A 21,310-nucleotide genomic window follows, 5' to 3' on the forward strand; every position below is an offset into this window, starting at 1 on the left:
GAACCGGACACGCGCGCCCCCGCGGCGCAGCGTGTCCGCATAAATAAAAAAATGACCCACACAGGAGACAACCGTGGGAGACATCGACTTTCAGGCGATGGAGTTCGCCTATGAAAAGCATTCCGACCAGACTGCCGGCGAACCCGCGCGGCATCAGGTCGTGGTGGTGGGCGCCGGCCCGGTCGGCCTGACCACCGCGCTGGACCTGGCGCGCCAGGGCGTGCGCGTGGTGGTGTTGGACGACGACTACCGCCTGTCCACGGGCTCGCGGGCCATCTGTTTTTCCAAGCGCACGCTGGAAATCTGGGACCGTCTGGGCGTGGGCCAGCGCATGATCGACAAGGGCGTGTCGTGGAACGTGGGCAAGGTGTTCTTCCGCGAACAGGAGGTCTGGCGCTTTGACCTCCTGCCCGAACCCGGACATCGCCGCCCGGCCTTCATCAATCTGCAGCAGTACTACGCCGAAGGCTACCTGTACGAACAGGCCCGCCAGCAGCCGCACATCGAGCTGCGCTGGAAGAACAAGGTTGCCAACGTCACGCAGGGCGACGATGGCGTGACCCTGACGGTGGAAACGCCGGAAGGTCCCTATCAGTTGCATGCCGACTGGCTGATCGCGTGCGACGGCGCGCGCTCGCCCGTGCGCAAGCTGATCGGCCAGGAAAGCCACGGCCGCATCTTCCGCGACCGCTTCCTGATCGCGGACGTCAAGATGACGGCCGATTTTCCGTCCGAGCGCTGGTTCTGGTTCGACCCGCCCTTCCACCCCAATCAGTCCGTGCTGCTGCACCGGCAGCCGGACAACGTCTGGCGCATCGACTTCCAGCTCGGCTGGAACGCCGACCCCGTCGAAGCCGTCAAGCCCGAGAACGTGCTGCCGCGCATCCGCGCGCTGCTGGGCCCCGACGCGCAGTTTGAACTGGAATGGGTCAGCGTCTACACCTTCGCATGCGAGCGCATGGACAAGTTCCGCCACGGCCGCATCGTGTTCGCGGGCGACTCCGCGCACCGCGTGTCGCCCTTTGGCGCCCGCGGCGCCAACAGCGGCGTGCAGGACGCGGAAAACCTGGCCTGGAAATTGAGGCTCGTGCTGGCCGGCCTTGCGCCCGACGCGCTGATCGACAGCTATGGCGCCGAACGCGAATTCGCGGCCGACGAAAACATCCTGAACTCGTCGCGGGCCACTGACTTCATCACGCCCAAGAGCGACATCAGCCGCAGTTTCCGCAATGCCGTGCTGAACCTGGCCAAAGACCACCCCTTCGCGCGCTCGCTGGTCAACAGCGGCCGGCTTTCGCTGCCCGCCACGTATTCGGGTTCGCCGCTGAACACGCCGGACACGGATGCCTTCTCGGGCCGCATGACGCCGGGCGCGGTGGCGCTGGATGCCCCGGTCCAGACACGCGGCGAGCCGGGCTGGTGGCTGTCGCAGTTGGACGGCGAATTCGTGCTGGCCCTGTTCTGCACGGACGCGCTGCCCGGCAAGGACACGCTGCAGGCGCTGCAAGCCCTGCGCCTGGCGCCGGTGCCGGTGAAAGCCGTGCTGGTGGCCGGACCGCAGTGCGATCTATCTGCAATGCCGGCGGAACTGACCGTGGTGAGGGATAGCGAAGGCTGCCTTGCCAAGCGCTACGACGCGCAGCCCGGCACGGCCTACCTCATCCGCCCCGACCAGCACATCGCCGCGCGCTGGCGCGCCATCAACTCCGATGCCGTCGCCGCAGCGGTCAACCGCGCCACAGGCCGCGCCTGACATCCAGGGTCAACCCATCATGCTTATCACTGAAACCAACCTGGGCTCGCCGGATGACTTCTACGAAGCGCTGATCGACGCCCACCGCGACCTGAGCAACGAACAGAGCCAGGAGCTGAACGCCGCGCTGATCCTGCTGCTGGCCAATCACCTGGGCGACACGGCCGTGCTGAAGGAAGCCCTGCGGCACGCGCGCGCCTCGGTGACTGGTTCAGACCTTCCCTAGGCCCCGACCGCGAAAGCGTTCACGATCAGCGCGCGCAGCCACTGGTTGCCGCCGTCACGGTCTACTCTGCGCTGCCAGTACATGTTCGTCTGCAGCGCGGGCACCTTCAACGGCGGCGTCATGAAGCGCAGGCCGAACGGCGCGGCAGCGCTGGCGGCCAGCTTTTCCGGCACCGTGGCAAGCAGGTCGGTCGCGCTCACGATGTAGGGCACGGCGGAAAAGTGCGGCACGCTGAAGTGCTCGGACAGGTCCACGCCAGCCCGTTCCATCGACTGGTTGACCTGACCGTAGGGCGCCGCACGCGACACGATCAAGTGGCGCTCCGCGCGGAAAGCCTTGATGCCCATTCCCGCGTGCGCGCGGGGGTGGGCCTGGCGGAACAGGGTGGCGTAGCCCTGGCGGAACAGCATGCGCTGCAGCGTACCCGCCCCCATTTCGTCGAACGCGCCGATCGCCAGATCCACCCTGCCCGCCTCCATTTCGCGCGGCAGGTCCGGCCCCAGCACTCGCACCGAATCAATACGCACCAGGGGCGCCCGTTGCGCGCAGACTTCCATCAGGCGCGGCATAAAGTGAATTTCGCCCACGTCCGTCATGGCCACGCGAAAACGCCGGCTGCTGGTCGCCGCGTCGAACACGTCCTGGTCCTTCAGCGCCTGCGACAGCAGCCCCAGCGCCTCGCTCACCGGCCCCGCCAGGCGCTGGGCCCGCGGCGTGGGCAGCATGCCCTGGCCGGTGCGCACGAAGAGTTCGTCGCCGAACGCCACCCGCAGGCGGCGCAGCGCGTTGCTGACCGCTGGCTGCGTCAGGTCCATCCGCCGGGCCACCGCCGACAGGTTGCGGTCTTCCAGCAGGTGCTGGAACAGCAGCAACAGGTTCAGGTCCACATCGCGCAGATCGGCCATCGGCTCCACCCCTACTATTCACAAAATTTATAGTCTGTATTTTTGCATTCCCGTAGCCGCAATAGGGATTTTTTCCGACAATGGCGTATCGGCTCGGGAACACGCCCGGCCAGCCAACAACCAGACCAGACAGCGCGGCCAAGCACCGCGCCGCCGCCCAGGAGGATTCCATGGAACTGCAATATCAGACCGGCTTCGGCAACGAATGCGCGACCGAGGCCCTGCCCGGCGCCCTGCCGCTAGGCCGCAATTCGCCGCAGCAGTGCCCCTATGGCCTGTACGCTGAACAGCTTTCCGGCACTGCGTTCACCGCCCCCCGCGTCGAAAACCGCCGCTCCTGGCTTTACCGCATCCGCCCCGGCGCCCAGCACAAACCCTTCGAAGCCTTTGACGGCGCCGCCGGCTGGCAAAGCGCCTTCGGCCATGGCCCGGTCACCCCGAACCAGCTGCGCTGGAGCCCGATGCCGATTCCCGCCGCCCCCACGGACTTCCTGGAAGGCGTCAAGACCTGGGGCGGCAACGGCGGCCCCGACGAACAGGGCGGCGTGGGCATCCACCTGTATGCGGCCAACCGGTCGATGCAGGGCCGCTACTTCTACAACGCCGACGGCGAGCTGATGCTGGTCCCTCAGGAAGGCCGCCTGCGCCTGGCCACGGAACTCGGCCTTATCGACCTGGAACCCCTGGAGATCGCGGTCATCCCCCGCGGCGTGCGATTCCGTGTGGAACTCCTGGACGGCGCCGCGCGCGGCTATATGCTCGAGAACTTCGGCGCGGCCCTGCGCCTGCCGGAGCTGGGACCCATCGGCTCGAACTGCCTGGCCAACGCCCGCGATTTCAAGACGCCGGTGGCCTGGTATGAAGACGTGGACGGCGATTTCGAGCTGATCGCCAAATTCACCGGCGGCTTCTGGCGCGCCTCGATCGACCATTCCCCGCTGAACGTCGTGGCCTGGCACGGCACGCATGCGCCCTACAAGTACGACCTGCGCAACTTCAACACCATCGGCTCGATCAGCTACGACCACCCCGATCCGTCGATCTTCACGGTACTGACCGCACCGTCGGACACCCCGGGGACGGCCAACATGGACTTCGCGATTTTCCCGCCGCGCATCCTGGCCATGGAGAACACGTTCCGTCCGCCCTGGTTCCACCGCAACATCGCCAGCGAGTTCATGGGCCTGATCCAGGGCGTGTACGACGCCAAGGCCGACGGCTTTGCGCCGGGCGGCGCCAGCCTGCACAACTGCATGAGCGGCCATGGCCCCGACGCCGACACCTTTGAAAAGGCCTCGCATGCCGACACCAGCAAGGCGCACTACATCCGCGACACGATGGCGTTCATGTTCGAAACCCGCCGCGTCATCCGGCCGACCGAGCAGGCGCTGGCGTCGGTAGAATTGCAGGGCGACTACTACCGGTGCTGGCAGGGCATCGCAAAGCACTTCGATCCCAAGAAGGCGTGACGCGAAAGCGCTTGCTTTCCACGCCCGCGGCGATGAGCGCAAGCTCATCGCCGCTTGGCTTTTGATTCATCCGGCGCGCCGTCCGCCGGCCGGCCCCCATAAACACACTGACAGAGACACGCAGCCATGACCACCACGATCAACGAAACCCACGACCCGTCCCTGAAGAGCTGGATCGCCAGCGCCAATTCGGACGCGTCGGATTTCCCCGTGCAGAACCTGCCCTATGGCGCGTTCCGCCGCAAGGGCTCGCAGGAATCCTTCCGTCCCGGCGTGGCAATCGGCGACCAGATCCTGGACCTGGCCGCGCTGGCCGCCAAAAAGCCCTTCGAGGGCCTGGCCGCCGAAGCCCTGGCTGCATGCGCCACCGACAGCCTGAACGCCCTGATGGCCCTGGGCCAGCCTCACTGGAGCGCCCTGCGCCTGGCGCTGTCCCGCGCCTTGCGCGAAGGCGCAGCGCTGCGCGATGCCGTCGAGCCCTTGCTGGTGCCGCAGGCTGACGCCGAATACACGACGCCCGCCCGCATCGGCGACTACACCGACTTCTACATCTCGGTGCACCACGCCACCGCCGTCGGCAAGCAGTTCCGTCCCGACAATCCCCTGCTGCCCAACTACAAGTGGGTGCCCATCGGCTACCACGGCCGCGCGTCCAGCATCGGCGTCGACCAGAAGTTCCCGCGCCCCGTCGGCCAGACCCGTCCGGCCAACGAAGGAGAAGCGCCGCAGTTCGGCCCCTGCGCACGCCTGGACTATGAATTGGAGCTCGGTATTTTCGTGGGCACCGGCAATGCGCAGGGCGACCGCATCGCCCTGGCCGACGCGGAATCGCACGTATTCGGCCTGTGCATCCTGAACGACTGGTCGGCGCGCGACATCCAGGCCTGGGAATACCAGCCGCTCGGCCCCTTCCTGGCCAAGAATTTCGCGTCCACGATTTCGCCGTGGATCGTCACCATGGAAGCGCTGGAGCCCTTCCGCACGCAGTGGAACCGCGCCGCGGATGAACCTCAGCCGCTGGCCTACCTGGCGTCCGACGCCAACCGCGCCAAGGGCGCCTTCGACGTGCAGATGGAAGTGCTGCTGACCACCGAAAAGTCCCGCGCGGCAAGCGAGCCTCCCGTTTCGCTGTCGAGCAGCAACTTCCGCGACGCCTACTGGAACGTCGCGCAGCTGATTACGCATCACACGGTGAATGGCTGCAACCTGCAGCCCGGCGACATGATGGGCACCGGCACGCTGTCCGGCCCGCGCGCGTCGGAAGCGGGTTCGCTGCTGGAACTGAGCAATGGCGGCAAGGCGCCGATCGACCTGCCTTGGGGCGAGAAGCGCACCTTCCTGCAGGATGGCGACCAGGTCATCATCCGCGCCGAATGCGTCAAGGCGGGTTACCCGCGGATCGGGTTCGGCGAGTGCTCCGGCGTCGTGCTGCCGGCGCGCGTCTGACAGCAGCGGCAAGGAAGTCCGCGCGCTACCCGGCGGACTTCTTCCCGCGCGAGACCAGGGCTTCGATCTCGTCGTCCTTGGCCTGCCACTGCTGGCCCAGCCACTGGTGGAACGTGGTGCGGAAGGCCTTGTCCCGCGTGTAGTCGGCCTCGCAGAAGGCCGGCGGCACGGGCAGCTGACGCATGCGCACCACCACCTGACCCGCGCGCCCGCAGGCGAAATCCCAGAAGCTGGGCGCGCCATCGGGATAGGCGATCGTGACGTCGATCATCGAGCGAAAGCGCTCGCCCATCGCATTCAGCGACACGGCCAGCCCACCCGCCTTGGGCTTGAGCAGGTGGCGGTAGGGAGACCCTTGCGAGGCGCGTTTGTCCTCGCTGAAGCGGGTTCCTTCGGCGAACACCATTACGCTGGTGGGCACCAGCGAAAACTTCGCGCAGGCGCGGCGCGCCGCCTCCTGGTCCTGCCGGCCCAGATCGGGATTTTTGCGCAGCGCGGCCTTGCCGTGGCGCTTCATGAAGGGAAAGTCCAGCGCCCACCACGCCAGCCCGATCACGGGTACGTAGATGAGCTGCTGTTTGAGAAAGAACTTCAGGAGCGGTATGCGCCGATTCAGCGAATACTGCAGCACGAAGATGTCCACCCATGACTGGTGATTGCAGTTGACCAGATACCAGTCCGCGTAGCGCAGGTCTTTATTGCCCTGGATGTCCCAGGCCTGCGGCTGGATGCGCACGAACCAGCCCGTATTGCAGGAGACCCACGCCGTGGCGATGCCATTGAGCACCGGGTCCACGCGCCGCCTCACTGCGGCAAACGGCAGCGCCAGCTTCAACAGCGCCATCGGAAACAGCAGCAGGCACCAGAACAGGGTGTTGGCGGCCAGCCAGATCGAACTGGCGACGCCGGTTATCCATGCGAGCCGGCCCCGCGGTACGGGAATCGCCAGGCGGCGCCGCGGGCGCGGCGCACTATCGTGCGCGTGGGATAGGTCCGCGGGCGCGGTACGGGGGGCTCCGGAAGACGGGTTCGGCGTTCTCATGGCCGCCAGTGTGCTATTTGCCCGCCAAATGCGGCTTGCGCAGGATCAAGGCGGCGGGCTTGGGGCCGGCTTTCGCCCCGCCGGCTGGCTGGTCGCAGGCCGGGCGCTTCACGGCAGGCGGTACTTCTCTTCCCGGTAAGCCCAGCTTGCCCATAGCGCGTGCGCCAGCGCCTCCTGCGTCAGCTTCGGATCTGCCGGCTCGACCGGCGCATAGACTTCGTCGCGGCCCACCGGCGCCGCTTCGTAGCGGAACTGCCGCGGCTGCTTGGACGGTTCCAGCACCAGTAACTGGTCTCCTTCCAGATAGCCGAAGTTGTCCCCGTACTGCATCATCGCGCGGTTCGGGTCGCGCTGCGTCAGGTCCACGCCCAGCATCGGATTCACGTTGTCCAGGCCGATCAGCGACAACAGCGTCGGCGCCATGTCGATCTGGCTGACCAGGCGCTGATCCTGCCGCGGCGCGATACCGGCGCCCAGGATCAGTGCCGGAATCTGGAAGTGCCGCACCGGCACGGGAATGGATCCGTAGACGCGCGAATCGTGGTCCGCAATGACGAGGAACACGGTGTTGTCCCAATAGGGCGCCTTGCGCGCCTTATCGAAGAATTGGCCCAGGGCCCAGTCGGCGTAGCGCACGGTGTTGTCCACCGATGCCGGATCGCCCACCGGCTGGATGCGCCCTTCCGGATACTCCCAGGGCGAATGGTTGGTCACCGAAAACGCCAGCGTGAACACCGGCTTGTCGCCGTCGGCGCGCAGCAGGCGGTCGACCTGGTTGAACATGTCTTCGTCAGACGCGCCCCACGACCCTTCGAACACGGGATTCACAAACTTGGGCCGGTCCACGATTTCATCGAAGCCGTTGCCCAGGAAGAACGCGCGCATGTTGTCGAAATGCGATTCCCCGCCATACACGAAGCGCGAACGGTAGCCATGCTTGCCCAGCAACTGCGCCAGCGTGAAGAACCCGGTCTGCGACCGCGGCAACTTCACCACCGCGTCGGCCACGCTAGGCAAAAAGCCTGCGGTCACCGCTTCGATGCCGCGCACCGAACGCGTGCCGGTGGCGTAGGCGCGGTGGAACATCCAGCCCTCCTTGCCAAGGCGATCAATGTTCGGCGTCAGGTCGCGGCCGCCCAGGCTGCCCACGTACTGGGCGCCCAGGCTTTCCTGCAGGATGATCACCACATTCAGGGGCTTGTCGCGCCGCACCGTCGCCTTCTGCTCGTGCAGGCTGGGCAGGCTTGGATCCATCGGCGGCCCGGACATGCCGGCTTCCTGGCGCACGATGGCGTTCATCTCGTCCTCGTCCATCTTCGGATACATGGACGCTGATGAGCGCTCGTCGCGCATGCGATAGGCGGCGTCGAACACGCTGTATAGCGAATTGAGCGCCAGTGAGTTCACCATGGCGTCCGAACTGAAAGCCACCTTCGCGGGATTGAGCGGCCGGTGCTCCAGCGTGCCGCGCGCGCCCAGGAACACCAGCGCCAGAATCACGAAGGAAGCGACGGGCCGCTTCCACCACGCCATGAACGGATCGCGCACGCGCGTCGGGAAGAGCTTCACCGCGAGCCAGGCCGCAATGACCAGCACCACGAAGGCGGCCAGCAGCACGCCCTTGTAGCCCTGCCACAGCATCGAGCCCACTTCCTTCGGATTGAGCAGGTAGATGAAGTACAGGCGGTTGGGACGCGTGTCGTATTCGGCGATGAACTGCGGCGTCGACACTTCCAGCAGCACGTACAGCATCCACCAGACGCGAAACCACCAGGCGGTGATGCGCGCGGCAAGCGGCCGATGCCCGAACCAGGGGGAGAACACCGCCGGCAGCGCAATCACCATCGACAGCAGGCAGACGTCGATGCGCAGCCCGCCGAACAGGAGCGGCCCCAGGCCGCCGGCGGCCTGCACACGGTCCCACATCCAGAAGGCGAGCCCCAGCCGCGACAGCGTCAGCAGGGCAAGGATGGCGAAGATAAAACGGAGAGTCAGGCGACGCATGCGGATGCCCCCCGCGCCTGGAAAACCCCCTGCCCTGTTGCTAAAGAGATGCCGCCGTGTGTACCGCGCAAAACCATGCTGCCTCGATTGCCAGAATTGAATCGCGCCAAGAGTAACGCGGTTTCGGTCCGGTCAAACGGGGGCCGCACCACTCAAACGTTGTACGACATCGCACGTGACGAAATCTATCTGGCAGGCCGGCGCCGCCCGCGCCTATTGCGCCCTGCGCAGGCGCTCGCGGCTGTTGCTCAGGTGCGTGCGCATCGCGGCGCGCGCGGCCTCGGCATCCTGCCGGGTGATCGCGCTGTAGATGTCCTCGTGCTCGAGATTCACGCGCGCCAGATAGGCGGCGCGATCTTCATGCGCGAACTTGGCCGAATTGATGCGGGTGCGGGGAATGATGGCCGAGCCCAGGTGCGACATGAGGTCCGCAAAATAGCGGTTGTCCGTGGCTTGCGCCACCAGCAGATGGAACTGGAAATCGGGGGTGATGGTGTCGCCGTCGTTGTCCAGCGCAAGCTTGAACGCGTCCAGCGCGCGCCGCATCTCCTGCAGCTGGACATCGCTGCGCCGGGTGGCCGCCAGCCCCGCGGCCTCGCTTTCCAGACAGATGCGCAGCTCCAGCAGGACCAGCACATCGCGCACCGTGCCGATGTCGGCCGGATCCACCCGGAAGTCGCCGCCGCCACGGGGTTCCAGCGCGTAGGTGCCGACGCCGTGGTGGGTCTCGACCAGACCGGATGCCTGCAGGCGCGACAGCGCTTCGCGCACGACGGTCCGGCTGACGCCGAACTGGCGCATGATTTCGGATTCGGTCGGAAGCTTGTCGCCGGGGCGGATGTCTCCGCCGCGAATGCGTTCGGAAATGCTTTCCACCAGGCCCTGGGCCAGGTTCCGGGGACGACGCTGCGGCAAGACGGGGGTATCGACAGGAGCGTTCATCAGGGATTATCCGAAGGCGGTTGGGCAGGGCTTGACGCTGAATTTTGGCGCTCATTATACTTTGCGTCAGTTGTACGATAACGTACCAGACAAGTCCACTCCACCGCGCCATTTACAGAGCGTTGCGTCATGAGCCGAGCTGTCAACAACATGCCTGCATCATCCCGGTGTCATCGTTTGTTATTGACCGGCGCCGCCGGCAACCTGGGCCTGGTGCTTCGTCCCCGTTTGAAAGCCCATGCGGACCTCCTGCGCGTCTCAGACGTAGCGTCTATGGCCCCCGCGCAGGACGGCGAAGAAGTCGTCCCGTGCAACCTGGCCGACGCGCCCGCGGTGTCTGAGCTGGTGCGCGGCGTGGACGCCATCGTGCACCTGGGCGGCGTGTCCGTGGAACGGCCTTTCGAGGAAATCCTCCCGGCCAACATCCAGGGTGTCTACAACCTCTACGAAGCGGCACGCCTGCAAGGCGTGAAGCGCGTGGTCTTCGCCAGCTCCAATCACGTCATCGGTTTCTACGAACAGGGCCGGACACTGGATGCGGACGTGCCCCTGCGGCCCGACGGCTACTACGGCCTGAGCAAGGCCTATGGCGAAAACCTGTCGCGCTTCTACTTCGACCGCTACGGCATCCAGACCGTATGCCTGCGCATCGGATCCTCGTTTCCCGAACCCAAGGACCGGCGCATGCTGGTCACCTGGCTCAGCCACGACGACCTGACCGACCTGGTGCTGCGGTCCCTGTTCACGCCAGACGTCGGCCACCTCATCGTCTACGGAGCCTCGGCCAACCGCGACAGCTGGTGGGACAATCGCAGCGCGGCCGCGCTGGGCTTTGCGCCGAAGGACTCTTCCGAACGGTTCCGCGCGCAGGTCGAAGCGCAGCCAGCCCTGTCCGCGGACGACCCCGCGGCGCGCTTCCAGGGCGGCGCGTTCGTGAAGGCCGGCCCATTCCCATTCCCCAAGGCCTGAGGTTTCCCATGCCCGCGACCGCCGAACGCATAGGATCAATGTTGTGCGGCGTGGGAGAAAGCCCGGTCTGGCGCCCCGCCGACCAAGCGTTCTATTGGACCGACATCCCGGGCAGGACGCTCTGGCGCTGGACGCCCGCCACCGGCGCCTTCGCGCGGTGGCCGCTGCCCCAGATGGCGGGCAGCATCGCCATGCGCGGCGAAGGCTGGCTGCTGGCCATGGAAGACGGCCTCTATGCCTGCGAGGCATTGCAGGCGGACGCGGACTGCGTCCCGCGCCAGCTGGCCGCCGTGGCCCACGCCGCCCCCGGCATGCGATTCAACGATGGCCGCTGCGACCGCCAGGGCCGGTTCGTGGCGGGCACCATGGTCATGGACATGGGACTGGCCTTGCCCGCGGGCGTGCTGTACCGCCATGACGCGCAGGGCATGTCCGTCCTCCTGGACGACCTGATCACGCCCAATGGCCTGGGGTTCAGCCCCGACGGCCGGACCATGTACCTGTCGGACTCCCACCCGTCCCGCGCGTCGGTCTGGGCCTTCGACTACGACACCGGCGCGGGCGTCCCGCGCAACCGCCGCGTCTTCATCGACGCCCTGCCCGCCGGCCGCCCCGACGGCGCCGCGGTGGACACGGACGGCTGCTACTGGATCTGCGGCAACGATGCCGGCAAGGTGTACCGCTACACGCCGGACGGCCGCCTGGACCGCACGCTGGACGTGCCCGCCGCCAAGGTCGCCATGTGCGCATTCGGCGGCGCGGACATGGAAACGCTCTTCGTCACCTCGATCCGCCCCCCGCACGCCGCCCCCGGCGGGCTGGACGGCGCCGTCTTTGCCTTGCGCCCCGGCGCGCAAGGCCTGGAGGAAACCGCCAGCGCCGGCTAGCACCCGATCGGCGCCGTTTTGCGCGCCCGCACGAGCAGGTCAGTACCTATCAAAGAGCTTCGGGGCCCCCTCGGCCCTCAACGAAACGCCGTACTCCCAACCGGAGGTAGACATGCTGCACCCTCGCCTGACCCGCGCCATCCTGGCGGCGGCCGCCTTCCTGACGCTTGTTCCCGCCACCCACGCCGCCGAGCTGCGCTCCGCGGACATCCATCCCGACGATTACCCCACCGTCCAGGCCGTGCGCCACTTCGGCGACCTGGTCAAGCAACGCACCAACGGCCGCATCACCGTCAAGGTGTTCTCCGGCGGCGCGCTGGGCAACGAAGACGATTCGATCGAACAGGTGAAGCTGGGCGCCCTGGCCATGACCCGCGTTTCCAGCGCCGCCATGCACAACATCTGCCAGACCACGCGCGTACCCTCGCTGCCGTTCCTGTTCCGGTCGAAAGAGCACCTGCACAAGGTGCTGGACAGCGAAATCGGCGACCAGATCCTGCGCTCCTGCGAGGGCGCCGGGTTCGTGGGGCTGGCCTGGTACGACAGCGGTTCCCGCTCCATGTACACCAGCAAGAAGCCGATCAAGACGCTGGCCGACGCCAAGGGCCTGAAAATCCGCGTGCAGCAGTCGGACCTGTCTGTCGCCATGGTCGAAGCCATGGGCGGCAACGCCACGCCGATGCCCATGGGCGAGGTCTACACCTCGCTCAAGACCGGGCTGGTCGACGCGGCGGAGAACAACTTTCCCAGCTACGAAAGCGCGCACCACTACGAGGTCGCCAAGTTCTACTCGCTGACCGAGCACACCATGACGCCCGAGATGCTGATCTTCTCCAAGCGCCAATGGGACAAACTCCCCCCGGACGACCAGAAGATCCTGCGCGAGGCGGCGCGCGAATCGGTGCCGTTCATGCGCAAGCTCTGGGCCGAACGCGAGCAGAAGTCTCGCGCCATCGTGGAAAAGGCCGGCTCGCAGATCACGGAGGTCGACAAGCCCTCGTTCCAGGGCGCGATGAAGCCCGTGTACGAGCGCTTCGTCACCACGCCCGAAATGAAAGATCTGGTCGCGAAGATCCAGGCCGTGAAGTGAGGACATCATGTTGGCCACTCCCACGAACGAACCAGATGTCGCCGCGGGGGGCCGGGCGCAAGCCCTGGCTGCCCCGCTGGACGCCTATACGCGCGGCTGCGCCCGGCTGGCCCGCGCCTGCATGTGGACCAGCGTGTTCGGGCTGATCTGCCTGATCATCGCGGTCAGCCTGCAGATCTTCGGACGCCACGTGCTCAACAGCACGCCGACCTGGGCGGAAAGCCTGGCCCTGCTGCTCGTGCTGTACGTCACGATGCTGGGCGCGGCGGTCGGCGTGCGCGACGCGGGGCATATCGGCTTCGAATCGCTGCTGGACGCCCTGCCCGCCGCCGGGCAGCGCAGGCTGCGTATCTTCATCCATCTGCTCGTGCTGCTGTTCGGCGTGCTGATGGCCTGGAATTGCGGCGTGCTGGCGGAGTCCGTCGCGGCCTACAAGATTCCCAACCTGGGTATTTCGAACGCCTGGAAGTACATCCCCGCAACCCTGTCGGGCACCTTGATCGCGCTCTTCTCCATCGAGCACATCATCGCGATCCTGCGCAACCAGAAGGTGGTACCGGCATGGCGCTGACTCTGCTTTCCTTCACCTTCATGGGGTTCCTCGTGATCGGGGTGCCGGTGGCGTTCGCCATCGGGCTGTCGTCCATCACGGCCATCATGTACGAAGACCTGCCGCTGGCGGTGGCCTTCCAGCAGATGACCTCGGGCATGAACGCGTTTTCGTTCCTGGCCATCCCCTTCTTCATCTTCACGGGCGAACTGATGCTGTACGGCGGCATCGCCGACCGCATCGTGGCGTTCGCAAAATCGCTGGTAGGCCATGTGCGGGGCGGCCTGGGCATGTCCAACGTGGTGGCCTGCACGCTGTTCGGCGGCGTGTCGGGTTCGCCCGTGGCCGATGTGTCGGCGATGGGATCGGTGATGATCCCGATGATGAAGCGCGAGGGCTATCACGCGGACTACGCGGTGAATGTCACCACGCACGCCGCGCTGGTCGGCGCGCTGATGCCCACCAGCCACAACATCATCATCTACACGCTGGCGGCGGGCGGCAAGGTGTCCATCGCGGCGCTGATCGCGGCCGGCGTCGTGCCCGCCCTGATCCTGACCGCGTGCAACCTGGCGGCGGCCTACTTCGTGGCGCGCAGCCGCGGCTACCCGGCAGGCACCTTCCCGGGCTGGCACATCGTGTTCCGGTCTCTGGTGGCGGCGGCGCCCGGCCTGTTCGTGGTGGTGCTGATCATCGCGGGCATTCTGAGCGGCGTCTTCACCGCGACGGAATCGGCCGCGGTGGCGGTGCTGTACGCGCTGGCGCTGACGATCTTCGTCTACCGCTCGCTGACCTGGGACCAGTTCGTGCGCGCCGCCAGCAAAGCCGTGAAGACCACGGGCGTGGTGCTGCTGCTTATCGGGATCTCCGCCACCTTCGGCTACCTGATCAGCTTCTACGGCGTGGCCGAAAAGACCGGGCAGCTCATGGCGTCGGTGTCCACCGAACCGTGGGCGATCTTCCTGATGGTCAACATCATCCTGTTCGTGCTGGGCACGTTCCTGGACATGGCCGCCACCATCCTGATCTGCACGCCGATCTTCCTGCCGATCTGCATGCAGTACGGCATGGGGCCGGTCCAGTTCGGCATGGTCCTGCTGCTGAACTGCGCGCTGGGGTTGAACACGCCCCCGGTCGGCACCACACAGTTCGTGGGATGCGCCATCGGCGGCGTTTCGGTAGGCACGGTGATGCGGACCATCTGGCCGTTCTACGGCGCGCTGCTGGCGGCGCTGGCGCTGGTGACCTACGTCCCGGCGTTTTCGCTGTGGCTGCCGGGCGTGCTGCTCAACTGAGCGGCGGAACGCGGGCCGGGCCAGCAGCGGTCCGACCCGCGATCACCGGATAGAAGAACACCGCCGCCAACAGCCACATGAGGGCGGCGGACCATAGCGTCTGGCTGAGAAAATGCGCGCCCTGCAGGATGCGCACCACGGAAAACCCCAGACCGGCGGCCACGCCCACGGCCAGCCCGCCCCAGCGCCACGCCGGCCTGCCCAGCGCCCAGCCCGCAAAGTACAGGCTCAGCATGGCGTATCCCGCTCCGGCATGGCCGCTGGGCAGGGCCCCGCCGGCGCGCGCGCGGCCCCAGGTCCACCAATGCAGCGGATACGGCGTATAGCCGCCCAGCGTGTCCAGGTCATACGGGCGCGGCAAGGTCGTGTGATGCTTGAGCTGATTGATCAGCAACTGGCCCGTCAGGCACGTGGCCGCCACCGCCAGGGCGGCGCCACGCCAGGGACGCCAGGCCGGGATGCGGTAACTCGCCGCCGCCACGCCCGCGGCAGCCAGGCCCACGCCGATCGGCAAGGCCAGCACCACGCGATGGCCCAGCAATTCCAGCCAGCGGCTGCCATGCAGCGGGAAATCATCCCGAACCGGATCGAACAGCATGCGGGCGATTTGCAGGTCCAGCCCCGAGTCCTTTGCCCACCACGCCAGGCAAATCAGGATCAGCGTGAGGCCGACGACGTGCGTGAGGAAATACCAGACTCTCGTCGGCGCGCGCAGCGCCGGCAGCAATGGGGACGGCATGGGTCGATGAATTTGGACAGATCGGGCAAGCGGCGACTTTACGCGCCCGGCAGTCGAAAATTCGTCAAATTTGCGGGCGTGGCGGCTGCGAAACAGCCTCGGGTTCGAAGCGCAGCAGGAACCGCGTGCCGCGCGCCGGGCCATGCCGGGAGGACTCGACGGTCAGCGACCAGCCCTGCATGTCGCAAACGCGCTTGGCGATGGCCAGGCCCAGCCCGCGGGCCGTTTCATCGCCGCCCGCCGTGTTCGAATCGCGCAGGCGGCCGCTGAAATAACGCCGAAACAGGAATGGCAGATCGCTGGCGTCGATGCCCTTGCCGTCGTCGCGCAGTTCCAGCGCCCCACGGTCGTCCAGCGAGGCCGTGAGGGTGGCCGGGGCGGCGTGCTCGACCGCGTTGCGGACCAGGTTGCGCAGGACCGTCAGCAGGGCATAACGGTCCAGCGTCAGCACATGCGCCTCAGGAATGCGGTTGTCGAAGCGCAGGTCCGCCATCCGGGCCTGGGCGGCATGGCCGCGCCACGCGTCTTCCATGCATTCGGCGATGTCCACGGGCTCCGACGCGCGGAGCTGGTCGCGGGCCATGGCGCGCGCGCTTTCCAGGCTGACGATGACATCGTCCACGTTGTCGACCACCCGGGTCAAGCGCTGCTGCTGGTCCGGCGTCAGCGACTGCGTCAGCAGCATCAGTTCGCTGTCGGAGCGAATCGCCGCCAGGGGCGTGCGCACCTCGTGGCTGAGATTGCCGGCGAATTCCCGTTCGCGGGCAATCGAGCGGTCCACCTGGTTCTGCACGCGGTTGAAGGCCTCGATCAACCGGCCGGCCTCGTCGTCCCGCGTAACCGCCATATCGGGCGATCCGGGCGCCCAGGTCGCCAGGCGATCGGTCAGATCCAGCAGCGGGCCGACGGCCACCGCCGCCACGCGCCGCGACAGCGCGTAGGCCCCCACCACGCAGATGGCGCCAACACCCAGCACGATCAGTCCGAAATCGTGCACGCGCTCTTCGTTGTCAGTCGCGTCGTACAGCAGATACACCCTGCCGCGGCCGGTTTCGGCCACCATCACGTGCCAGGTGTACGCGCCCGGCTCGATCAGATGCAGGCCGTTTTCCAGCGGCAGCAGTTCCGCCGGCATGCCCGCGGGCGGCTGCCCGTCCACGCTCAGCCAGGCGCGCATGGAGCCGCCGAGTTCGCGCGCGCCGTGGCGCGGCAGGAACTCGTCGCTGCTGCGCGCGTGCTGCACCAGGCGATCCATCTCGGTGTTGAGGATGTCGTTGACCAGATCGTCCTCCATCTGGTCGAACGTCAGGTAGGCAAGCAGGGCAAGCGCCGTGACGAACAGCGCCACCGTCCCGGTAAGCGCCCAGACAACGCGCTGGGTCAGCGTGCCGGAGGCGGCGCGAGTCATGCCGCCGTCCCGGGCAATGCCAGGCGCCAGCCCGTGCCATGCACAGTTTCGATGCCGTCGAAACCCGCATCGGCCAGCGCGCGCCGCAGCAGATGGACCTGGCTGCGCAGCGCGTCGGACGACGGCGGCTCGTTGCCCCAAAGCACCGATTCCAGTTCTTCCCGCGACACGACGCGGCCGGGGTCGCGCAGCAGGACTTCCATGATGATGCCGGCCTTGCGCGTCAGGTGGACGGGGGCTCCGTTGACGGAGACCGCGCGGCTGCGGGTGTCGTATTGCAGCGGACCGAAGACGCGCACGGAATCGACCGTGGAACCCTTGGCGCGCTGGATCAGCGCCAGCAGCCGGGCTTCGACCTCGAGCAGGGCAAACGGCTTGGTGAGGTAGTCGTCGGCGCCATGCGAAAACCCCGCCAACTTGTCTTCCAGGCTGTCGCGGGCGGTCAGCATCAGCACCGGGACGTCCAGCCGCCGTTCGGTGCGCATAGCGTGAAGCACCGCGTTGCCGTCCATGCCGGGCAGCCCGATGTCCAGCAGGACAGCGTCGAAGCGCTGCTCCTGCAGGCGCTGCAAAGCCGCCTGCCCGCTGTAGGCTGCGTCCGGGAGAAAGCCGCGCGCCTCCAGGAAGCTGTACAGGTTGCCGGCAATGATGTGGTCGTCTTCGACGATCAGCACCCGGTGATGCGCGCCTGCTGCCGGACTCGCTGACATGATCGTGGATTCCTGGGACACAGGCGGCTATGCCTGCAGCACTTTGCCGGGATTCATGAGCCCTTGAGGATCCAGCGCGCGCTTGATCTTGCGCATCAGCGCCAGCTCGACGGGACTCTTGTAGCGGGGCAGTTCATCGCGCTTGAGCTGGCCCACGCCGTGCTCGGCGCTGATGGAGCCCTGGTGCGCGTGCACGCTGTCGTGCACCACGCCGTAGATTTCGCTCTGCAGCGCCAGCAGCTCGGCCTCGGTCTGGCCGGGCGCGTTGGCGACGTTGTAGTGCAGGTTGCCATCGCCCAGGTGGCCGAAGATCACGTGGCGCACGCCGGGAAAACGCGCCTGCAGCAGAGCGTTGGTCTTGTGCACATAGCCCGCGATCGACGAAATGGGGATCGACACGTCATGCTTTACCGATTTGCCCAGCTCGGCTTCCGCCAGCGGGATGCTTTCGCGCAGGTGCCACAGCGCCTTGCTCTGCGCGACGTTGGCGGCGATGGCGGCGTCATTCACCAGGCCGGCCTCGATGGCGTCGCCCAGCACGGCCTCGAAGCGCTCGCGCGCATGCGTCTCGCTTTCGCTGTCGGACAATTCGAGCAAGGCGAACCACGGCGATGCGGCGGATTCGCCTTCGAACGGCAGACGTTGCTGCGGGAACAGCCGCACGACCGCCTGCAGGCAGGCGCCGCTCATGAGTTCAAAGCCGGTCAGCGATGCGCCAAAGCCGGAGCGGGCGCGCGACAGCACCTCGACGGCGTCGTCGATGCTGTCCAGCGTCAGAAGCGCCGTACACGATGCGACGGGCCGCGGATAGAGTTTCAGCGTGGCGGCGGTGATGATGCCCAGCGTGCCTTCGCTGCCGATGTACAGGTCGCGCAGGTCGTAGCCGGTGTTGTCCTTGCGCAGGCCGCGCAGGCCGTCCCAGATCTCGCCTTCCGCGGTCACCACTTCCAGGCCCAGCGTAAGGTCCCGGGTATTGCCGTAGCGCAGCACCTGCGTTCCGCCGGCGTTGGTGGCCAGGTTGCCGCCGATGGTGCAGCTGCCTTCGGCGGCCAGGCTCAGCGGGAACAGCCGGTTTGCCGCCGCAGCGGCCTCCTGCACGGCCTGCAGGACGCAGCCGGCCTCAACGGTGATGGTGTCGTTGTCGGTATCCAGCGCGCGCACGGCGGTCAGCCTGGCCGTGGACAAGACCACCGCCGTCCCCGAATCGTCCGGGGTGGCTCCGCCGCACAGGCCGGTATTGCCCCCTTGCGGCACCACGGGCACGCCATGGCGCGCGCAGAGCTTCACCGCCTCCGCGACCTCGGAGGTCGAGCCCGGACGTATCACCGCCAGCGCAGCGCCGCGATAGCGGCGGCGCCAATCCTGCACGTAGGTGTCGGCATCGGCGCCGGTCAGGACGTTGGGGACGCCCAGGAGGGACTGTAGATCGCTCAGCAAGGTCATGGAAGCCGCACAAGGAAGGCCGGGCCGCGCCCGGACGCTGTTCAAGGGATGTGCGGGCTATTGTAGGGGCTGCGCGCCCGGGGCCGAAGCCCCTGCGCCCATCAGCCGACCGCCTGGTCCAGCCGCCTGCCTGTCATGCCCGAGCAGAACGCCCGGGACGCGATGCGGTTCATCAGGAAGGCCCGGTCGACCCCCGCGGGGCCGGGCAGTTCGGACAGCGCGCGATAGGCTCGGCGCAATACCTCGCCGCGCGTCGCGCCGCAGACCATGAGATGGATGCTCGGCAGGCGGCGGTCGCCGCAGCCGTCGATGCGCACTTCCAGCACGTGGGCTGCCAGGGGTTCCGGTTCCGCCATTGGCGCCGTCTGGGCGTGGGCCTGCGCCTGGGCATTGATGACGCGGAAGACGCCGCTGCGGTCGTCCAGCGAGAAGGACACGGTGCCCGCGCCCTGCCAGCCGCGGTCGCGCGCCACACCGGCGGCCACCGTGCGCAACGCCTTTTCGAGCGAAGAAGCCAGGTGCGGCGCCGGGCATTCCGCGATGAGAACCCGCGCGTCCCGCCACACGCTGTGCTCCCAGGCGCGGCCAGTGGCCTGTATTCCGTCCGCGCCCGCCGATACGTGGATGTCCAGCCGACGCTCGCGGCCAGCCGCCGGCCCGGCAAAGTCCGTGGGTGGCCCCCGCCTGCTGGTGGCGCCGCCCGATGACATGACTGTGGATACTTTGGCGCCCATGGCCCCTCCTGGTCTTTCTGCTTGCATGGCAAGCGTATCACCTTCAGGTGACGAGCAACTTTTGTGCCATGCGAACCACCCTGGGACGGCCCTTGCGGGCCGCCCCGGGCCTGCACCGTAATCAGGCTTCGGCGCACCAATGCGGGGCATCGGCACACCGGGAAAACGCCCTACTCCGCCCGAAGGATGAAGCCCCCTGCGCCGATGGGGGATAATTCTGGTTTGACCCTTGCCATAGCGGCTTTGGAGTACGGGTTTTCCATTAACCCGGCCAAATCCGCGCTGTCCCCCTAACAAGGAATCGTCGTGGGCAACAATACTCAATTTCCGGCCTCGGTTTTCAAGGCGTATGACATCCGCGGCACTGTGCCGGACCTGATTGATGCCGCCTTCGCCCGCGCGCTGGGCGTGGCGCTGGCCGCCCGCGCCCGCGCGGAAGGCGTGCAGACGCTGGTGGTGGGCCGCGACGGCCGCCTCAGCAGCGAAATGCTCTCGGTCGCCTTGCAGGAAGGCATGATCGAAGGCGGCGTGGACACGCTGGACGTCGGCATGGTGCCGACGCCGCTCGTCTACTTTGCCGCCAACATCATGCAGACCGGCTCGGGCGTGGCAATCACCGGCAGCCACAATCCGCCGAAGTACAACGGCTTCAAGATGATGATGGGTGGCCGTGCGCTGTACGGCGACGACGTGCAGGCGCTGGCCCAAGCCATGAACGGCGCGCAGCCCGCCCCTGCGGCGGCGCCGGGCACGCGCCGCCAGCTCGACCTGGCGGACGCCTACGTCGCCCGGGTCGCCTCCGGCGTCAAGCTCGCCCGCCCCATGAAGATCGCCATCGACTGCGGCAACGGCGTGGCCGGCGCCGTCGCGCCGCAGCTGTTCCGCGCGCTGGGCTGCGAAGTCGACGAACTGTTCTGCGAGGTGGACGGCACGTTCCCCAATCACCACCCCGACCCCGCGGAACCCAAGAACCTGCAGGACCTGATCAAGCACGTCGCCGAAAGCGACTGCGAACTCGGCCTGGCCTTCGACGGCGATGGCGACCGCCTGGGCGTGGTCACGAAGTCCGGCCAGATCATCTGGCCCGACCGGCAGCTCGTGCTCTTCGCCCGCGACGTGCTCGAACGCAACCCCGGCGCCACCATCATCTATGACGTCAAGTGCAGCCGCCACGTCGGCCTGTCGGTCGAAGCCGCCGGCGGCGCCGCCCTGATGTGGAAAACGGGCCATTCGCTGGTCAAGGCCAAGCTGGCCGAAACCGGAGCCCCCCTGGCCGGCGAGATGAGCGGCCACATCTTCTTCAAGGAACGCTGGTACGGCTTCGACGACGGCCTCTACACGGGCGCCCGCCTGCTGGAAATCGTGTCGCGCTTCGCCGATGCGTGCGCCCCTCTGGAAGCCCTGCCCCAGGACGTCTCCACGCCGGAACTCAAGCTCGAAATGGAAGAAGGCCAGCCGTTCGCGCTGGTCAAGGCCTTGCAGGACCAGGGCCAGTTCCCCGACGCCAAGCGGGTGATCACCATCGACGGCGTGCGCGCCGAATACGCCGACGGCTTCGGGCTGGCGCGGCCGTCGAACACCACGCCCGTCGTCGTGCTGCGCTTCGAAGCGCAGTCCGCGCAGGCGCTGGAACGCATCCAGGCCGATTTCCGGCGAGAACTGAGCAAACTCGCACCGAACGCCACGCTGCCTTTCTGA

Annotated in this window: 19 protein-coding genes; 10 read left to right on the forward strand and 9 right to left on the reverse strand. The window is 67.1% G+C overall.

The features are described 5' to 3' along the window. Positions 1 to 73: 73 nt before the first annotated feature. Together KYC_RS22075 and KYC_RS22080 are read left to right on the forward strand one after the other, a co-directional pair. The gene (locus KYC_RS22075) at positions 74 to 1,753 is read left to right on the forward strand and encodes an FAD-dependent oxidoreductase (RefSeq protein ID WP_008166629.1); all 1,680 of its coding nucleotides are present in this window, start codon (positions 74 to 76) and stop codon (positions 1,751 to 1,753) included. Between the two features lie 19 nt (positions 1,754 to 1,772). After that, positions 1,773 to 1,979: a DUF2783 domain-containing protein gene (locus KYC_RS22080; protein ID WP_043519091.1), complete on the forward strand. Its 207-nt coding sequence runs from the start codon at positions 1,773 to 1,775 to the stop codon at positions 1,977 to 1,979. Here the strand turns inward: KYC_RS22080 and KYC_RS22085 are convergent. Beyond that, positions 1,976 to 2,884, reverse strand: a complete 909-nt coding sequence (locus KYC_RS22085) for a LysR family transcriptional regulator (RefSeq protein ID WP_008166634.1) — start codon at positions 2,882 to 2,884, stop codon at positions 1,976 to 1,978. The genes KYC_RS22080 and KYC_RS22085 overlap by 4 nt on opposite strands. 170 nt (positions 2,885 to 3,054) lie before the next feature. On the opposite strand from KYC_RS22085, the gene hmgA reads away from it, so the two are divergent. Together hmgA and fahA are read left to right on the forward strand one after the other, a co-directional pair. Continuing rightward, a complete protein-coding gene (gene hmgA, locus KYC_RS22090; protein WP_008166636.1) occupies positions 3,055 to 4,353 on the forward strand; it encodes a homogentisate 1,2-dioxygenase in 1,299 nt (432 codons plus the stop codon). Positions 4,354 to 4,479: 126 nt separating this feature from the next. After that, the gene (gene fahA / locus KYC_RS22095; RefSeq protein WP_008166638.1) at positions 4,480 to 5,799 is read left to right on the forward strand and encodes a fumarylacetoacetase; all 1,320 of its coding nucleotides are present in this window, start codon (positions 4,480 to 4,482) and stop codon (positions 5,797 to 5,799) included. Positions 5,800 to 5,824: 25 nt separating this feature from the next. On the opposite strand, the gene KYC_RS22100 is transcribed toward fahA, so the two are convergent. The 3 genes from KYC_RS22100 to KYC_RS22110 form a co-directional block, all read right to left on the reverse strand. Continuing rightward, entirely contained in the window at positions 5,825 to 6,841 is a 1,017-nt protein-coding gene (locus KYC_RS22100; protein ID WP_008166640.1) for an acyltransferase, read from the reverse strand. Between the two features lie 108 nt (positions 6,842 to 6,949). Continuing rightward, positions 6,950 to 8,845 (reverse strand): LTA synthase family protein, encoded by a 1,896-nt coding sequence (locus KYC_RS22105; RefSeq protein WP_008166647.1) that lies wholly within the window; start codon positions 8,843 to 8,845, stop codon positions 6,950 to 6,952. Positions 8,846 to 9,058: 213 nt separating this feature from the next. Next, positions 9,059 to 9,787 (reverse strand): FadR/GntR family transcriptional regulator, encoded by a 729-nt coding sequence (locus KYC_RS22110; protein ID WP_008166649.1) that lies wholly within the window; start codon positions 9,785 to 9,787, stop codon positions 9,059 to 9,061. 129 nt (positions 9,788 to 9,916) lie between these two features. Here KYC_RS22110 and KYC_RS22115 point away from each other — a divergent pair, with 129 nt between their 5' ends. The 5 genes from KYC_RS22115 to KYC_RS22135 all read left to right on the forward strand — a co-directional run bounded on the left by KYC_RS22115 (position 9,917) and on the right by KYC_RS22135 (position 14,578). Next, positions 9,917 to 10,756 (forward strand): NAD-dependent epimerase/dehydratase family protein, encoded by an 840-nt coding sequence (locus KYC_RS22115; protein ID WP_043519081.1) that lies wholly within the window; start codon positions 9,917 to 9,919, stop codon positions 10,754 to 10,756. 8 nt (positions 10,757 to 10,764) lie between these two features. Further along, the gene (locus KYC_RS22120) at positions 10,765 to 11,643 is read left to right on the forward strand and encodes an SMP-30/gluconolactonase/LRE family protein (protein WP_043519082.1); all 879 of its coding nucleotides are present in this window, start codon (positions 10,765 to 10,767) and stop codon (positions 11,641 to 11,643) included. A gap of 112 nt (positions 11,644 to 11,755) precedes the next feature. Further along, a complete protein-coding gene (locus tag KYC_RS22125) occupies positions 11,756 to 12,733 on the forward strand; it encodes a TRAP transporter substrate-binding protein (protein ID WP_008166654.1) in 978 nt (325 codons plus the stop codon). Positions 12,734 to 12,740: 7 nt separating this feature from the next. Further along, positions 12,741 to 13,304, forward strand: coding sequence for a TRAP transporter small permease (locus tag KYC_RS22130; protein WP_008166655.1), 564 nt, complete (start codon positions 12,741 to 12,743; stop codon positions 13,302 to 13,304). Beyond that, positions 13,295 to 14,578 (forward strand): TRAP transporter large permease, encoded by a 1,284-nt coding sequence (locus KYC_RS22135; protein WP_008166656.1) that lies wholly within the window; start codon positions 13,295 to 13,297, stop codon positions 14,576 to 14,578. Before KYC_RS22130 ends, KYC_RS22135 begins: the two co-directional genes overlap by 10 nt. Here the strand turns inward: KYC_RS22135 and KYC_RS22140 are convergent. The 5 genes from KYC_RS22140 to KYC_RS22160 form a co-directional block, all read right to left on the reverse strand. Further along, complete coding sequence (locus KYC_RS22140) at positions 14,571 to 15,317, reverse strand: phosphatase PAP2 family protein (protein WP_238531980.1); 747 nt, start codon at positions 15,315 to 15,317, stop codon at positions 14,571 to 14,573. The two genes, KYC_RS22135 and KYC_RS22140, sit on opposite strands and share 8 nt — an antisense overlap. A 64-nt stretch (positions 15,318 to 15,381) precedes the next feature. Beyond that, positions 15,382 to 16,725 (reverse strand): sensor histidine kinase, encoded by a 1,344-nt coding sequence (locus KYC_RS22145; RefSeq protein WP_008166658.1) that lies wholly within the window; start codon positions 16,723 to 16,725, stop codon positions 15,382 to 15,384. After that, on the reverse strand, positions 16,722 to 17,435 hold the full coding sequence (locus KYC_RS22150) for a response regulator transcription factor (RefSeq protein WP_008166659.1): 714 nt from the start codon (positions 17,433 to 17,435) through the stop codon (positions 16,722 to 16,724). The genes KYC_RS22145 and KYC_RS22150 overlap by 4 nt, the downstream gene beginning before the upstream one ends. Before the next feature lie 27 nt (positions 17,436 to 17,462). Beyond that, positions 17,463 to 18,878 carry an FAD-binding oxidoreductase gene (locus KYC_RS22155; protein ID WP_008166661.1) on the reverse strand — a complete coding sequence of 472 codons (1,416 nt, stop codon included), beginning with the start codon at positions 18,876 to 18,878 and terminating at the stop codon, positions 17,463 to 17,465. Between the two features lie 101 nt (positions 18,879 to 18,979). Beyond that, positions 18,980 to 19,612 (reverse strand): BPTD_3102 family carboxylase-like protein, encoded by a 633-nt coding sequence (locus KYC_RS22160; RefSeq protein WP_008166663.1) that lies wholly within the window; start codon positions 19,610 to 19,612, stop codon positions 18,980 to 18,982. A 306-nt stretch (positions 19,613 to 19,918) separates the two neighbouring features. On the opposite strand from KYC_RS22160, the gene KYC_RS22165 reads away from it, so the two are divergent. Next, complete coding sequence (locus tag KYC_RS22165) at positions 19,919 to 21,310, forward strand: phosphomannomutase/phosphoglucomutase (RefSeq protein WP_008166665.1); 1,392 nt, start codon at positions 19,919 to 19,921, stop codon at positions 21,308 to 21,310.

The organism is Achromobacter arsenitoxydans SY8 (assembly GCF_000236785.1).
In the GTDB taxonomy this organism is placed as follows: domain Bacteria; phylum Pseudomonadota; class Gammaproteobacteria; order Burkholderiales; family Burkholderiaceae_B; genus Achromobacter; species Achromobacter arsenitoxydans.

Excerpts from the sequence above, each read along its gene's own strand:
- KYC_RS22080 (WP_043519091.1), top strand. The coding sequence starts at position 1,773 with ATGCTTATCACTGAAACCAACCTGGGCTCGCCGGATGACTTCTACGAA.
- KYC_RS22085 (WP_008166634.1), bottom strand. The coding sequence starts at position 2,884 with ATGGCCGATCTGCGCGATGTGGACCTGAACCTGTTGCTGCTGTTCCAG.
- hmgA (WP_008166636.1), top strand. The coding sequence starts at position 3,055 with ATGGAACTGCAATATCAGACCGGCTTCGGCAACGAATGCGCGACCGAG.
- fahA (WP_008166638.1), top strand. The coding sequence starts at position 4,480 with ATGACCACCACGATCAACGAAACCCACGACCCGTCCCTGAAGAGCTGG.
- KYC_RS22100 (WP_008166640.1), bottom strand. The coding sequence starts at position 6,841 with ATGAGAACGCCGAACCCGTCTTCCGGAGCCCCCCGTACCGCGCCCGCG.
- KYC_RS22105 (WP_008166647.1), bottom strand. The coding sequence starts at position 8,845 with ATGCGTCGCCTGACTCTCCGTTTTATCTTCGCCATCCTTGCCCTGCTG.
- KYC_RS22110 (WP_008166649.1), bottom strand. The coding sequence starts at position 9,787 with ATGAACGCTCCTGTCGATACCCCCGTCTTGCCGCAGCGTCGTCCCCGG.
- KYC_RS22115 (WP_043519081.1), top strand. The coding sequence starts at position 9,917 with ATGAGCCGAGCTGTCAACAACATGCCTGCATCATCCCGGTGTCATCGT.
- KYC_RS22120 (WP_043519082.1), top strand. The coding sequence starts at position 10,765 with ATGCCCGCGACCGCCGAACGCATAGGATCAATGTTGTGCGGCGTGGGA.
- KYC_RS22125 (WP_008166654.1), top strand. The coding sequence starts at position 11,756 with ATGCTGCACCCTCGCCTGACCCGCGCCATCCTGGCGGCGGCCGCCTTC.
- KYC_RS22130 (WP_008166655.1), top strand. The coding sequence starts at position 12,741 with ATGTTGGCCACTCCCACGAACGAACCAGATGTCGCCGCGGGGGGCCGG.
- KYC_RS22135 (WP_008166656.1), top strand. The coding sequence starts at position 13,295 with ATGGCGCTGACTCTGCTTTCCTTCACCTTCATGGGGTTCCTCGTGATC.
- KYC_RS22140 (WP_238531980.1), bottom strand. The coding sequence starts at position 15,317 with ATGCCGTCCCCATTGCTGCCGGCGCTGCGCGCGCCGACGAGAGTCTGG.
- KYC_RS22145 (WP_008166658.1), bottom strand. The coding sequence starts at position 16,725 with ATGACTCGCGCCGCCTCCGGCACGCTGACCCAGCGCGTTGTCTGGGCG.
- KYC_RS22150 (WP_008166659.1), bottom strand. The coding sequence starts at position 17,435 with ATGTCAGCGAGTCCGGCAGCAGGCGCGCATCACCGGGTGCTGATCGTC.
- KYC_RS22155 (WP_008166661.1), bottom strand. The coding sequence starts at position 18,878 with ATGACCTTGCTGAGCGATCTACAGTCCCTCCTGGGCGTCCCCAACGTC.
- KYC_RS22160 (WP_008166663.1), bottom strand. The coding sequence starts at position 19,612 with ATGGGCGCCAAAGTATCCACAGTCATGTCATCGGGCGGCGCCACCAGC.